We start from the raw sequence: 14,313 nt of genomic DNA on the forward strand, positions 1-14,313 counted from the left end.
GCCACCGATACTTTCACGTACACCCTCAGCGACGCACAGGGCGCCACCGACAAGGCCGAGCTCACCATCACCGTCACCGGCACCAACGATGTGCCAACAGCCATCGGCGGCACAGTAATCGGGACTGAAGACACGGCGATCACCCTGTCATGGGCCAACTTTGGCGTCAGCGACGTTGATTCGTCTGCCAGTGCCATGAGCGTGAAAATTGTCACCCTGCCATCTGACGGGATCCTGCAGTATTCAAGCAACGGTGTGACATGGACGAATGTCACTGCCAATCAGGTTGTTAGCAAGACCGAGATCGATGCAGGACATTTGCGCTTCGCACCGGACCTTAATGAGTCTGGGAGCAATGTCTACTCATCAGGCACCGGCAACATGAAGAGCGACTACGCAAGCTTCACATACCAAGGCAATGACGGCAGCGCGACCAGCACGACAGCCACATTGACTCTTGATATCGCACCAGTAGCCGATGACCCCATACTTAGAATTGGTGGCACCTCAGTAATAGACGGCGCGACCACCGTCGTGATACAACCGTCAGGCGATGGATTGACCGTACGCACTTATACGGCCGTCCCCAACATCTCTGCAACAACGGTCGATACCGTGACAGAAGTTGAGCAACTGCTCACATTGCTAGATGCGGACACGCCAGCCACCACCTCCATATCAACGGCCCCACAAAACTACACCGCAAACGCCGGCGGCGATCCATCTGGAATCTCAACCGACGGAGCGTATCGAATGACCGGATTGATCTACCTGGAGGCCGGTCACACCTATACCTTCAGTTCCTATATGGACGATACAGCCTTGCTCAGCTTGGGCGGCACTATTGTTCTGGAGAAACAGTACAACAGCTGGGGCAATATCACCGGAACCACGTATTCAGCCACAGTCAGCGGTTACTACACACTCGATTGGGCCGTTTACAACGGCGATGGGATTGGCGCAGTCAAACCGTACTTGAGTGTTGATGGCGGCACTGCGCAGGACCTGACCAGCAGTAACTTCAAAATCTACAGTTCGATCGCAGCTGTCGAAAATGCCGGCGGCATTCATGATGCAGTGGTCGGCACAACGACAGCCGGGTACTACCCTATCAGCAACAGCGGCGTGGAAGACACCACGATCAAGCTTTCACCGATCACGATAGCTCTTGCAGACACGGATGGATCTGAAGCACTGGTCTCACTTTTCGCAAAGAATTTACTGGTTGGGACGGTTCTATCCGATGGGACCAATAGCTTCACGGCAACGACAGGCACGACCTCCATCAATATCACCAGTTGGTCGCTGAGCACATTAACCATCAAACCCCCAGCCAACTTCAGCGGCACCTACGGCCTGACGCTGGAACTGAGCAGCAAAGAAAACGCCACCAACGAACTGGCCACCACCACGACCACGCTGTCGATCCCGGTAGCAGGGGTCAATGACGCCCCTATCGCGGTAGCCGACACAAACAGTGTGACAGAGGACTCGGGGACGTACACGGTCACGGGCTCTGTGATCAGCAACGACACAGACGTGGATGGCGACACCTTGACCGTCGCTACAGTCAGCGGCCAGAGCGCACTCACAGGCGCCAGCGTGGCGGGTTCCTACGGCACTTTCGTGATCAACAGCAACGGCGCGTACACCTACGTACTCACCAGTGATGATGCACGAATCAATGCGCTCAACACAGGGCAGACGCTTACGGACTTCATTGCCTACACGGTCACCGACCCGAGTGGCGCAACCAGCACGAGTACGCTGACTATCACGATCAACGGCCACACGGACTCCTATACCGGCACATCGTTGATCACGGGCACCGCTGCTGCGGACACGCTAACCGGTACGGCATCGGACGACAACATCAGCGCCCTGGCTGGCAATGATTATGTCGAAGCGGGTGCTGGTAATGACGTGGTCTATGCTGGTGACAGTGGGACGGCCACAACGACGGTCGCCAACCTAGCTGGTTCGACCTTCATGACGACAACCGATGCCAGCATGACCTCCGGCGGGGTGTTTACGGCCACAGTCGCCAGCACGACCAACAAAGGCTACGGAGATCTGGTCCATGGTGGCGCAGGCAATGACGCTTTGTTTGGAGAAGCTGGAAGCGATCTGCTGTATGGTGGCGCCGGTAATGACTACTTGAACGGTGGTGCAAGTAACGATGCGCTGCGCGGCGGTGCTGGCAATGACCGACTGGAAGGCGGCGCAGGCAGCGACGTGCTCAAGGGCGATACCGGAGCCGACGTTTTCTCCTGGTCACTGAACGACGGAAACAGTACCACTGGCGTCAGTAACGCAGGTGGGGGCAATGCCTACGGCGTAGGGAACAGCATCGGCCTCTCCGGCACCACCGACCTGGTGATGGACTTCAGCAAGTCAGAAGGCGACGCGCTCGATCTGCGTGATCTGCTAGTTGGTGAAAACCATCAAGGGCTCGCATCCGGCAACCTGTCGAACTACCTGCACTTTGAAGTTTCCAACGGAAATACCGTTGTACACGTCAGTACCACAGGCGGCTTTACGGGTGGCACCTACAACGCAGCAAATGAAAATCAGACCATCGTGCTGACAGGTGTGAATCTGCTGCAGGACAACAGCGGCACCGCATTGCTCAATGACAACGCCGTCATACAGGACTTGCTCACCAACAAACGACTAATCGTCGATTGATCGGTCATTTCAGGACGCAGAGGCCATCATGAATGCCTCATGATGGCATTGACAGCTCAGTGCGAGGAAGGTGTGATGGGCAGGATTCGCACGCCAGGCCCAGTAGCGCCGTCAAAACCGAGAGCCAACAGCACGTCCAGCTCTGCGGAAGAAGTAACGCCCTCGGCAAGCACTAACAGGCCGATGTTGTGGGCAATGCTGCACAAGCCCTTCAGGAAGGCTGCGTTGCCAGTGTTGGATTCAACCCCCCGCACGAAACTGGAGTCCACCTTCAGGTAATCCAAGCCAAGGTCATGCAATTGGCCAATCTGGCTGAAGTGATGCCCAAAATGCTCAAGCCCGGTCCGGCAACCGGCAGCATTCAACGCGCGGCACAGCACTTTGAAGGCCTCAAGGTGCTTCAAAGCACCGCCCTCCGCCATTTCCAGCCACAACCGGGGTGCCAACTCTTTCTGTGCCGCAATCAATGCCATCAGTCGCGGTTGAAAAGTAGCATCTTCCAACGAACTTGCCGACAGATTGATTGCCAACCCAGGCAAGTCCGGGGCGGACTTGAGCTCCTGCAGGCCCAGGGCCACTGCCACCAGGTCCAGTGCCGGCGTCAGTTTGAGGCGTTCAGCCACGGGCAGGAATCGGCCGGCAGGCAACCACTCGCCTTTTTCGTCAAACATCAACCGTAACGGACACTCACGGTGTGACAAGGCCCCTTGTGCATTGACCACGGGAAACGAAATCAGCCGTACCCACTGGTGCTCCAGCGCGCGCTTGATCATCGTGGACCATTGATCCACGGTGCGCGGCATTTCATCCGCGGCATCAGCCTGCGCCTCCCTGACGCCGTCCGTCCCTCCCGCTTCGGCGTCGGCCAGCGCCAAGTCCACTTGCGACAACAGACTCCCCACATCCGCACCAGCAGCGAATCGGCCGACGCCAATCCAGGCTGTCACTGCGCCATCCACAAACGGCGCAGCCGCCAATGCCATGTCCTGCAACAGTTGCACGCCCACCGCATACCCCGCTTTTTCTGCGGGCAGCAATACAGCAAAGTCTGCGCCATTGAGGCGGGCCGCTACCCCATTGCTGGATGTTGCAGACACCGCATGGATCGTGCGCCCCATGACTTTCAAAAAATCGTCCGTTGAAGCACGCCCGAGTCGCCGGTTGATACCTATCAGATCCGCCAAGCGCACCATCATCAAGGTCCCACCCACTGAATCCTCTGCATCAATCGCCTGGCGCAAGCGCGCCATGAAATGCGATCGATTGGCCAGCCCCGTCAGCGGATCAAAATTGGCCTCTTTGCGCACCAGCTCCAACCGCGAAGCCTCTTCCTCAAACATAGCTTTGAGCCGCCCCACCGTGGCATTCATGGCCACGGCCAGCTGTTTGAGTTCGGGAACTTTGGGCAGTTCCACCGTCACAAAACGGCGCTGGGTAATGGCCTTGGCCTGCTCAATCACGGTGCGCAATGGCCCGCGAATCCGCCCCAGCACCATGGATCCCAAAAAACCACCCACAACGCCTGCGAGTGACAACGCCAACACCATCTCGTAGGCAGTCTTCCATAGCGCACCATAGGCAAAGCGGCTGTGGCTGACGAGAGTGACCGTACCAAACTGCTTCCACCCACTGCTGATCTGGGCCTGCCCCGGTGTGGCGGTGATGGGTAGCAGATGGGCAAACCAGGCGGGCGCATCCAGATCTTTGGCATCGCCCACCCGCTCGCTAATCAGCTTGCCGCTGGGGTCTGTCACGCGGATCAGTTCATAGTGACCGCTGTCAAACAGCGACGCCACCACCAGATCCACGGTTACCGCATCCGGGGTCCCCTGGCTCAGAGACAGGGCCAATGCCGTCGCGTTATCCGTGTTTTTGATCGACAGCTGAGAGCCCAGGTAGCTACGTGCACTCAGCATGGAGGCCAGCAGACCACCACCCAGGGCCAGCAACATGCTGACCACAATCGCGAGCCATAGTTGACGGTACATCGACATTTCGTATTCCTCTTGCAAGCAATCTATTCAAAACCTTCGGCTTTCGCACGGCGCAGTAAATCTTCCCAACGGGACAAGCGCCCCGTTCCCCCTGCTGCCGCGGCCTCGCCACCACCGACACCGGCAAACACGCCAGCGCTGTTGAAACTAAAAACAGGCACCAAGTCCGGCCTGCGTGATGCAGGACGAATATCGGGAATCAGGTTGTCCATGATGAGCGGCTCGGCATCAGGCTGGGCGTAATAGGCCAGCACCATGTGCGCCTGGGTGGGCGCACCATCTGCACCGCCTGTTTTGGCGCGCACATAGATCAACCGCAGCTTCTCGGGCATCACGCCGGTTTGCAGCAGGGTGAAATATTTGGCGATGGCAAAGTCTTCACAGTCTCCCGCGCCGCGCCCCAACGACTCCATGGGTGTGGCCCAGTAATCGGCCTGTCCCCAGACCACCGTGTCTTCAGCAAACTGCACCTGCTGGTTGAAGAACTGGTTCACGCGTTTGATGCGTTCAGCATCGGAAGCCGCTAAGTTGTTCTGTATCAAACCTCGCCAAGCCGTGAACTTGGGCACCGGGCCATTGCCCCAGCGCTGCGTCAATGTGGCCAGAAGGCGATCGAAATCGGCGGCACCCTGCACAATCCCCGCGACACCCAACAGCACCGCCGATAGCAGCACGGCGGTGGTCCACTTGTGGAGAGAACGCAGTGCAAGCACCATTCCAGTCTGCTTCCGTCGGCAGGCATCACCCGCAGAAAAATCCTGATAACGTGAAATTCATCGCACTTGATCTTGGTTTTACCAAAGGGCCGCTGCAAGCAAGGTATGCTAAAAATAGATCGCTGGCCTGATAATCAGGGGATGGACGCTGGCATTGAGGTTAGCACAGCGCTCCGCTCCACCAACAAGCCCGGCGAGCTTGAATTCAAAGAAGTTTCTACTATGAATCGACTGACCGCAATCAGCCAAGCGATTGCGCTTGTCGCCCTCTCTGTGGGGGCCAATGCACAAACAGCACCATCGCCCACCAACTTGAAGGATGCGGTGGAGCGCGCCATCCTGCAAAACCCGGAAGTCAAACTGCGCTTCCACAACTTCGAAGCCTCGCAGGAAGAACGCAAATCGGCCGAAGGCGGATGGCTGCCCAAGGTAGATCTGGAGGCCGCCACCTCGTCCAACCAGACGCTCAAGCCCTACCTGTCGTCCACCCAGTCGTACAACGGCAACCGGGCCTCCATCCAGTTGCGCCAGACCCTGTTCGATGGCTTTGCTACTCTGAACGATGTGCGCCGCCTGAGCTATGCCCAACAAAGCGCGTTTTACGAACTGCAGTCGGCCAGCAACCAGACTGGGCTGGAAGCCGCCCGCGCCTACCTGGACGTGATCCGCTACCGTGAGCTGGTAGAAATGGCCGCCGACAACCTGATCACCCACCAAGAGGTGCATGGCCGCCTGAACCAGAAAGTACAAGCCGGTGTGGGCCGCCGCGTGGACCTGGAGCAGGCCTCGGGCCGCATGGCGCTGGCCGAGTCCAACTGGCTCACCGAAGTGAGCAACCTGCATGACGTGTCAGCCCGCTATCAGCGCCTGGTCGGTGACACACCAGCTGCCGAGCTGCCCCCTCCTCCTCCGCTGGCCGGCCAGATGCCCCAGAGCGTCGAGTTTCTGCGCGGTGCTGTCGCCAAAAACCCGGACTTTCTTGCCTCGGTAGCCACCCTGCGCGCCTTCCGTGCCGACCTGAATCTGCGCAAAGCGGCGATGTACCCCACGTTGGAATTCCGGGCGCGCCAAAGCTATGAAGCCAACCAGAGCGGTGTCATCGGAGACTTCCGCGATTCCACGCTAGAGCTGGTGCTGAACTACAACCTGTTCCGTGGCGGTTCGGACATCACCCGCATCAAGCAGTACGCAGCCAAGCTCAACTCGGCCTTTGACCTGCGCGACAAGGCCTGCCGCGATGTATGGCAGACCGGGCAAATTGCCTACAACGACTCGATGCGTATTGCCTCGCAAATCAAGCTGTTGCAACAACACGAGCTGTCCACCTCCAAGGCCCGCGTGGCCTACCAGCAGCAATTCGACATTGGCCAGCGATCGCTGCTGGACCTGCTGGACACCGAAAACGAGTACTACCAGGCACGCCGTGCCCTGGCCAATGCCGAATACGACCTGCAACTGGCCCATGCCCGGGTGCTGGCGTCGTCAGGCTCGCTGCTGGAAGCGCTGAAACTGCAGACCTTGTCCAGCACCCTGCCCGAAGTGAAAGGTGGCCAAGAGAACGATGACGAGATGATGGAGTGCAGCAGCCACACCTTGCCCTCGATTGAGAAGACGCCTGTGCCGGTCGCCGTGGCAAAACCATCGCCGGTAGAACCCGCCCCCTTGCCAGTAGCACTGCCCGCACCGGTCAAAGCCCCCACGCCTGACCCGGCCGCGCAAGCCTGCATGCAGGTACCCCAGTCGGTACAGACCTGGCTAGCGGCCTGGAATTCCAAGGACGCCACCGGCTACCTGAGCCATTACGCAGAAAACTTTGTGCCTGCCATGGGCCTAAGCCGCAGCGCGTGGGAGACCCTGCGCAAGAAGCGCATTGGCAAACAGGGTGACATCCAGGCCACCGTGAGCGACATCAAGCCCCTGACCTGCGATGCCAAGAGTGCCGAGGTAGCTTTCAAACAGGAATATGGCTCGGTGGACTATCGCGACTCGGTAGAGAAGACCTTGTCCCTGGTCCGCGTCGGCGATGCCTGGAAGATCGTGCGTGAAACGGTGACCAAGGGCCGCACCTTCTGATCAGGGCGCGTGCAACAAAAAAGCGACCCGAGGGTCGCTTTTTTGTTGTCGGAGGCGCATCGATTTCAGAACGGAATGTCGTCGTCCATGTCGTCAAAGCCGCTGGCAGGGCGTGGCGCCGGTGCCTGACGGGGTGCTGGCGCAGGGGCTGCAGCGCGCGGGGCAGCGGCAGGCGCCATGCGACGGGGGGGCGGCGGTGCACCGCCTTCGTCACCGCCATCCGACGGACCGCCCATGCCTTCACGGCCGCCCAGCAGCTGCAATTCGGTGGCCACGATGTCCACCGTGTTCTTTTCCACGCCAGCCTGGTCGATGTACTTGCCGTACTTCAGGCGGCCTTCCACGTAGATGGGGCGGCCTTTTTTCACGTATTCGCCGGCGATCTCGGCCAGGCGGTCATAAAAGGTGACGCGGTGCCACTGGGTGTCTTCCACCGTCTCGCCGGTGTTGCGGTCCTTGCGGCGGCTGCTGGTGGCCACGCTGACGTTGGCCACGGCCTGGCCAGAGGGCAGGTAACGAATTTCGGGGTCGCGGCCACAGTTGCCGACCAGAATGACTTTATTGACGGATGCCATGGTTTTCTCCAGAAAAGTGGGACGATTATGCCGTCCGGGCTGCAACAGGCGCGCGCATGGGCCAGGCCACGGCCAGCCACACCAGCATGGCCGCTGTGCTGGTGGCAAACAGGGCCTGCGGTCCGGCCCATTTCACCAGCCAGCCGCCCAGCGCACCGCCCGCAAAGAACCCCAGCGACTGCAAGGTGTTGTACACGCCCAGCGCCGCACCGCGGGCGGAAGCCGGCGCCACGCGCGAGGCCAGGCTGGGCTGGCTGGCCTCCAGCACATTGAATCCGCAGAAAAATACAAAAAGCAGTGTAGCCAGCAGCGCTACCGAAGGCGTGGCACGACTCAGCACCAGCAGGCCCAGTTGCACCAGCGTCACCAGCCCTACGGCGCAAAGGAATACGGCGCGCAGGTAACCCCGCTTTTCCAGCGGAAACAGGGTGGTCCCCATCACCACGAACGAGGCCAGTACCGCCGGCAGGTACACCTGCCAATGTTGATCGCGTGCCAAGCCCGCCTGCACCAGCATCGCAGGCAAGGCCACCCACATGGCCAGCTGCACCGCGTGCAGCACAAACACCCCCAAATCCAGCCGCAGCAGCGCCGGATGGCGCAGCACCTCCAGCAAACCGCCGCGCGCGGCGTCCACATGCTGGGTTGGCTCGGGCGGCACCCACCACAGCACCACGGCAATACCGCCCAACGCCAGCGCAGCGGTGATGGCAAACAAGCCGTGCAAGCCCACGTGGGCCGCCAACAAAGGCGACAGCACCAGAGACAGCGCGAACATGAGCCCGATGCTGGCACCGATCAGCGCCATGGCCTTGGTGCGCACCACATCACGCGTCTGGTCGGCCAGCAGGGCCGTCACCGCGGCCGAAATGGCCCCGGCACCCTGCAGTGCTCGCCCGGCCACCAGCCAGGGCAGGCTGGGCGCCCAGGCCGCCAGCGCGCTGCCAGCAGCAAAAATGACCAGCCCCACCACCATCACCGGTTTGCGGCCAAACCGGTCGGACGCCATGCCAAACGGGATCTGCAACACGCCCTGGGTCAGTCCATAAATGCCCATGGCCAGGCCCACCAGCGCGGTGTCGTCGCCACCAGGGTAGCGGCGCGCCTCCAGCGCAAATACCGGCAAAACCAGGAAAAGCCCCAGCATGCGCAGGGCAAATATAAGGGCCAAAGAGGCGCTGGAGCGACGCTCTTGCGGCGTCATGGTGGTGTCGGGCAGGGCGGACGTAGGCAAAACGGGCACTCGTGGGCAAAAGGCGGCACAAACCCGGGTCGGGCGGCGCAACCCGACATTGTCTATCATGGCGGGTTACTCTTTTGGCGGCCACGAACTTGAACTCTCCTACTGACGACGGCAAATATCTGGCCAGAGCCCTGCAGCAGCAAAACATCAGCGTGCGGGGCGCGCGCACCCACAACCTCAAGAACATCGACCTGGACATCCCCCGCAACCAGCTGGTGGTGATCACCGGGTTGAGCGGCTCCGGCAAGTCCAGCCTGGCGTTTGACACGCTGTACGCCGAAGGCCAGCGCCGCTATGTAGAGAGCCTGAGCACCTACGCCCGCCAGTTCTTGCAGCTCATGGACAAGCCCGATGTGGACATGATCGAGGGCCTGTCGCCCGCCATCAGCATCGAGCAAAAGGCCACCAGCCACAACCCGCGCTCCACCGTGGGCACGGTGACCGAGATCCACGACTACCTGCGCCTGCTGTTTGCCCGCGCGGGCACCCCGTTTTGCCCGGACCACAACCTGCCGTTGCAGAGCCAGACCGTGAGCCAGATGGTGGACGCCGTGCTGGCCCTGCCCGAAGACACGCGGCTGATGATTCTGGCGCCGCTGGCGCGCGAGAAGAAGGGCGAATTTCTGGACGTGTTTGCCGACATGCAGGCCCAGGGCTATGTGCGCTTTCGCATCAACGGCGAGGCCTATGAGGCCGAGAACCTACCCAAGCTCAAGAAGACCGAGAAGCACGACATCGACGTCGTGGTGGATCGCATCAAGGTGCGCGCCGACCTGAAGCAGCGCTTGGCCGAAAGCTTTGAGGCGGCGCTGCGCCTAGCCAACGGACGGGCCATTGCGCTGGAGATGGATACGCCCAAGGACTCTGAAATTGATAGCACCTCGCGCAATGACGACGGGGGCCAGAGGCCTAAAGAGCACTTATTCAACGCCAAGTTCGCCTGCCCCATCTGCAGCTACTCCATCAGCGAGCTGGAGCCGCGCCTGTTCTCGTTCAACTCACCCGTGGGCGCCTGCCCCACCTGCGACGGCCTGGGCAACCACGAGTTTTTTGACCCCACGCGCGTGGTCGCCTTCCCCACGCTGAGCCTGGCCAGCGGCGCCATCAAGGGCTGGGACCGGCGCAACGGCTACTACTTCAGCATGCTAGAGAGCCTAGCCAAGCACTACCAGTTCGACATCGATGCGGCCTTCGAGAGCCTGCCCGAAGCGGTGCAAAACGCCATCCTGTTCGGCTCCGGCGAGGAAGAGATCAAGTTCAGCTACGTGATGGATTCGGGCGCCTCACAAGGCAAGAAGGTCACCAAAAAGCATCCCTTCGAGGGCATCATCCCCAACATGCAGCGGCGCTACCGCGAGACCGATTCCGCCCTGGTACGCGAAGACCTGGGCCGCCTGCGCAGCACCCAACCCTGCCCCGACTGTTTTGGCTCGCGCCTGCGCAGGGAAGCGCGCCATGTGAAGGTGGGGGAGGGTGACCAGGCCCGTGCCATTTTTGAAATCAGCCACGCCACGCTGCGCGAGAGCTTTGAGTACTTCAACACGCTGCAGATGCCCGGTGCTCGTGGCGAAATTGCCTCCAAGGTGATCCGCGAGATTGGCCTGCGCCTGAAGTTCCTCAACGATGTGGGCCTGAACTACCTGAGCCTGGACCGCAGCGCGGAAACGCTGAGTGGTGGTGAGAGCCAGCGCATCCGCCTCGCATCGCAAATCGGCTCGGGCCTGACGGGCGTGATGTACGTACTGGATGAGCCCAGCATCGGCCTACACCAGCGCGACAACGACCGCCTGATTGGCACGCTGCAGCACCTGCGCGACATTGGCAACAGCGTGCTGGTGGTGGAGCACGACGAAGACATGATGCGCGCTGCCGACCATGTGATCGACATGGGCCTGGGCGCGGGCGTGCACGGCGGGCGGGTGATCGCCCAAGGCACATTTGACGAAGTGAAGGCCCACCCCGAATCGCTGACCGGCCAGTACCTGGCCAAGACGCTGCAGATTGCCGTGCCCAAGCGCCGCACGCCCTGGCTGCCGGTAGTGGCAGAAGCCAAACCCGTGGCCAAGGCCAGCGCCAAAACCGGCAACAAGGGCGCCCCCAGCAAAGCCGCGCTGGCCTGGGCCGAGCGCCAGGCCCACCACATTGCCACCCAAGGCAACATGCAGGCCATTCGCGTCGTGGGTGCATCGGGCCACAACCTCAAGGGCGTGGACGTGGACTTCCCCGTGGGCCTGCTGACCTGCGTGACCGGCGTTTCCGGCTCGGGCAAGAGCACGCTGGTGAACGACACGCTGTACGCCGCCGTGGCGCGCCAGCTCTACCGCGCGCACGACGAGCCCGCGGCACACGAGAGCATCGACGGCATCCAGTACTTCGACAAAGTCATCAACGTCGACCAGTCGCCCATTGGTCGCACACCGCGCAGCAACCCTGCCACCTACACCGGCCTGTTCACGCCCATTCGCGAGCTGATGGCCGAGGTACCCATGGCGCGCGAACGCGGCTACGGGCCGGGGCGCTTTAGCTTCAACGTGGCCGGTGGCCGCTGCGAGGCCTGCCAGGGCGACGGCATGGTGAAGGTGGAGATGCACTTTCTGCCCGACGTCTATGTGCCCTGCGACGTGTGCGCGGGCCAGCGTTACAACCGGGAAACGCTGGAAGTGCTCTACAAGGGCAAGAACATCGCGCAGATCCTGGACATGACGGTGGAGGCCGCCTACGAGTTCCTGCAGGCCGTGCCCACCATCGCGCGCAAGTTGCAGACCCTGCTGGACGTGGGCCTCTCCTACATCCGCCTGGGCCAGGCCGCCACCACGCTCAGCGGCGGCGAGGCGCAGCGCGTGAAGCTGGCGCTGGAACTGAGCAAGCGCGACACCGGGCGCACGCTCTACATCCTGGACGAACCGACCACGGGCCTGCACTTTGCCGACATTGCGCTGCTGCTCAAGGTTCTGCACCAGCTGCGCGACGCGGGCAACACCATCGTCATCATCGAGCACAACCTGGACGTGATCAAAACCGCGGACTGGCTCATCGACATCGGCCCCGAGGGTGGCGCGGGTGGTGGTACGGTGGTGGGCGTGGGCACGCCGGAAGACATTGCAGCGAACCCGGACAGCTATACGGGGCGCTATCTGAAGCCGCTGCTACTGGAGAATTAAATGCCAAAGTGGCACTTAGCCCCGTGGAATATGCGCGAGCAGCTCCTGATTTAATAGCAAATCTATTCACCGACTAGACCGCATCGCCAAACGCCGCCTGTTCCAGCAACGATGAAAAATACGATGTCCCACCACAAAAACTCGCTCGGCACTGGCGCACCGAAGCTGACAGTGATCGCCATCGCCTGGAACGCGCTGGTCTGGGCGCTGGTCATGCCCGAGCCTGGCATTGCGGAATGGTTCAAAGGCGTGGCGGTGCTCACGGGTGTGGGGCTTGCCGTTGGCGCCCTATTGCTCTGGCTCAGTCGCCTGCGCGGCACTGGCGTCACGCTGCACCTCTCGCAGGACCCCGTGCCCCACGGCGTGCCCACGATGGCGACCTTCAACCTGACCCGGCCTATGAAGGCGCAGGCCTGGACACTGCTGGTGACCATTGATTCGCCGAGCGAAGACATGAGCAGCTTTGGGAGCGTCTGGGAGCGCAAATTTATGGCCACCCCGGTCCCCACGCTGGTGGACGGCGAGCTCATGGTGCAGGCCGTCACGGCCGAATTCACCCTTCCCACCGATCTGCCAGGTTCAGAAGATGACTTTTTGTACGTTTCCCTGGTACTCCAGGGCGATGACGCGGCATGGCCTTTTCACATTGAGACCCAAGCCGAAACGTCCCGCGAAACTGGCTTAGACAGCGAAGACGACGCCTCGGAATCGCTACACCCAGATACTGACACCCCGTCGACTTCGGAACTGCCGGAGCCGGACTATGCGTCTAGGCTTCCGTCGCCAGCACGCGTCCGAAGTGGCCTTCGCTGGGTCCGGCGGGGCGCGTTCGCACTGTCCCTTGCCGTGGTGGGCTTGGTAGCTTGGCGCTTGCTGCTGCCCATGTGGTCCCCAGATGCGCCGCCCAAGGACTGGCCGGTCATGACCATGTCGACGGACAGCGTGTCGGTGGTCGAAGATGCTGCGGTGGCGGGAGTGGAGCGCGTGCGCGGCGTGGACGAAACCGATGCCTCCTGGCTCCTGAGCACGCACGTGCGCACACCGGAGTTTGGTGTGTTGCTGAGCAACTGGTTGATCGACGATGGGCACTTGCGCGCGCACCTGCAAGGCCAGGCACAAGTGAACCGCGGGGAGTTGCGCATGCGCATTCAGCAGTTGGCGCTCGCGCCAGCGGGCGCCTGTAAACCGGCTGTCAACTGCCGGGTGGAAAGCATTCGTCTGGTGCTGAGCCAGGCCGCCAGCGACGGCACCACCACCACCTTGGCGCAAAGCGAGCCCCTGCCCTGGGTGGTCGATCTGGCAAAAGACCCCGTGGCCCTGCGCAGCGATGGCAGCTTTCAACTCACGCTGCCGCAGAGCCTGGCTGGCGACCAGGATGTGCGCTTGCAGCTGGTGGTGCAGACGGCGAACGCCAATGGGCACTCCCGTTTTCTGCTCTCGGATGACACGACGGTTGCGTCGAATGGCAACTACATGGGTTTGCAACTGGCGCTGCGCGCTGCCAACCCCCAAGCCGGGAATCTGATGGACCCGTGCGACCGCGTGGGCTCCTTGGGTGAGGCGGTGCGTGCCCATTGCGCGGGACAAGTCCAGTTCCGCCTCGACTCCAACGCCTTCTCAGGGCGCAAGGAACTCGACGCGGCCTTGATCGACGCCATCAAGCACTACAACAGCGCCGTCGTAGGCCCGCTGCTCAAGGCGGGTGCGAGCCCTAATGCGGTCGACCCTGGACAAAGAAGCATCAACGCGCTGCTCCTCGCCACCTTCGGAGATCAACAAGAGGTGCGGGCTGCGCTGATCAAGGCGGGCGCCAAGGTCTAGCCCACCCGAGTGTTAAATTGGGCTCCAGCCCCCGTGTTACTT

The 14,313-nt window shown here is 61.4% G+C and carries 9 protein-coding genes; 5 read left to right on the top strand and 4 right to left on the bottom strand.

Annotated features, from left to right (window positions below; translation table 11 throughout):
- Positions 1–2,688: type I secretion C-terminal target domain-containing protein (locus J2X15_RS11855; RefSeq protein WP_310343068.1), on the top strand; the 2,688-nt coding region annotated here is incomplete at its 5' end.
- Positions 2,689–2,744: 56 nt separating this feature from the next.
- Here the strand turns inward: J2X15_RS11855 and J2X15_RS11860 are convergent.
- Both J2X15_RS11860 and J2X15_RS11865 read right to left on the bottom strand, forming a co-directional pair.
- Entirely contained in the window at positions 2,745–4,682 is a 1,938-nt protein-coding gene (locus tag J2X15_RS11860; protein ID WP_310343069.1) for a bifunctional diguanylate cyclase/phosphodiesterase, read from the bottom strand.
- Between the two features lie 23 nt (positions 4,683–4,705).
- Positions 4,706–5,398 carry a transglutaminase-like cysteine peptidase gene (locus tag J2X15_RS11865; protein WP_310343071.1) on the bottom strand — a complete coding sequence of 231 codons (693 nt, stop codon included), beginning with the start codon at positions 5,396–5,398 and terminating at the stop codon, positions 4,706–4,708.
- On the opposite strand from J2X15_RS11865, the gene J2X15_RS11870 reads away from it, so the two are divergent.
- Both J2X15_RS11870 and J2X15_RS11875 read left to right on the top strand, forming a co-directional pair.
- A complete protein-coding gene (locus J2X15_RS11870) occupies positions 5,386–5,529 on the top strand; it encodes a hypothetical protein (protein ID WP_310343074.1) in 144 nt (47 codons plus the stop codon). The two genes, J2X15_RS11865 and J2X15_RS11870, sit on opposite strands and share 13 nt — an antisense overlap.
- Positions 5,530–5,620: 91 nt before the next feature.
- Positions 5,621–7,471: a TolC family outer membrane protein gene (locus tag J2X15_RS11875; RefSeq protein WP_310343076.1), complete on the top strand. Its 1,851-nt coding sequence runs from the start codon at positions 5,621–5,623 to the stop codon at positions 7,469–7,471.
- A 65-nt stretch (positions 7,472–7,536) separates the two neighbouring features.
- On the opposite strand, the gene ssb is transcribed toward J2X15_RS11875, so the two are convergent.
- Together ssb and J2X15_RS11885 are read right to left on the bottom strand one after the other, a co-directional pair.
- Positions 7,537–8,046, bottom strand: coding sequence for a single-stranded DNA-binding protein (gene ssb, locus J2X15_RS11880; protein WP_310343077.1), 510 nt, complete (start codon positions 8,044–8,046; stop codon positions 7,537–7,539).
- Positions 8,047–8,071: 25 nt separating this feature from the next.
- Positions 8,072–9,250 carry an MFS transporter gene (locus tag J2X15_RS11885; RefSeq protein ID WP_310343592.1) on the bottom strand — a complete coding sequence of 393 codons (1,179 nt, stop codon included), beginning with the start codon at positions 9,248–9,250 and terminating at the stop codon, positions 8,072–8,074.
- A 128-nt stretch (positions 9,251–9,378) separates the two neighbouring features.
- On the opposite strand from J2X15_RS11885, the gene uvrA reads away from it, so the two are divergent.
- Positions 9,379–12,450, top strand: a complete 3,072-nt coding sequence (gene uvrA, locus J2X15_RS11890) for an excinuclease ABC subunit UvrA (protein ID WP_310343079.1) — start codon at positions 9,379–9,381, stop codon at positions 12,448–12,450.
- Between the two features lie 123 nt (positions 12,451–12,573).
- Positions 12,574–14,271, top strand: coding sequence for a hypothetical protein (locus J2X15_RS11895; RefSeq protein WP_310343081.1), 1,698 nt, complete (start codon positions 12,574–12,576; stop codon positions 14,269–14,271).
- The last annotated feature ends 42 nt before the right edge of the window (positions 14,272–14,313 follow it).

Source organism: Rhodoferax saidenbachensis (assembly GCF_031457975.1).
Classification (GTDB): domain Bacteria; phylum Pseudomonadota; class Gammaproteobacteria; order Burkholderiales; family Burkholderiaceae_C; genus Allorhodoferax; species Allorhodoferax saidenbachensis_A.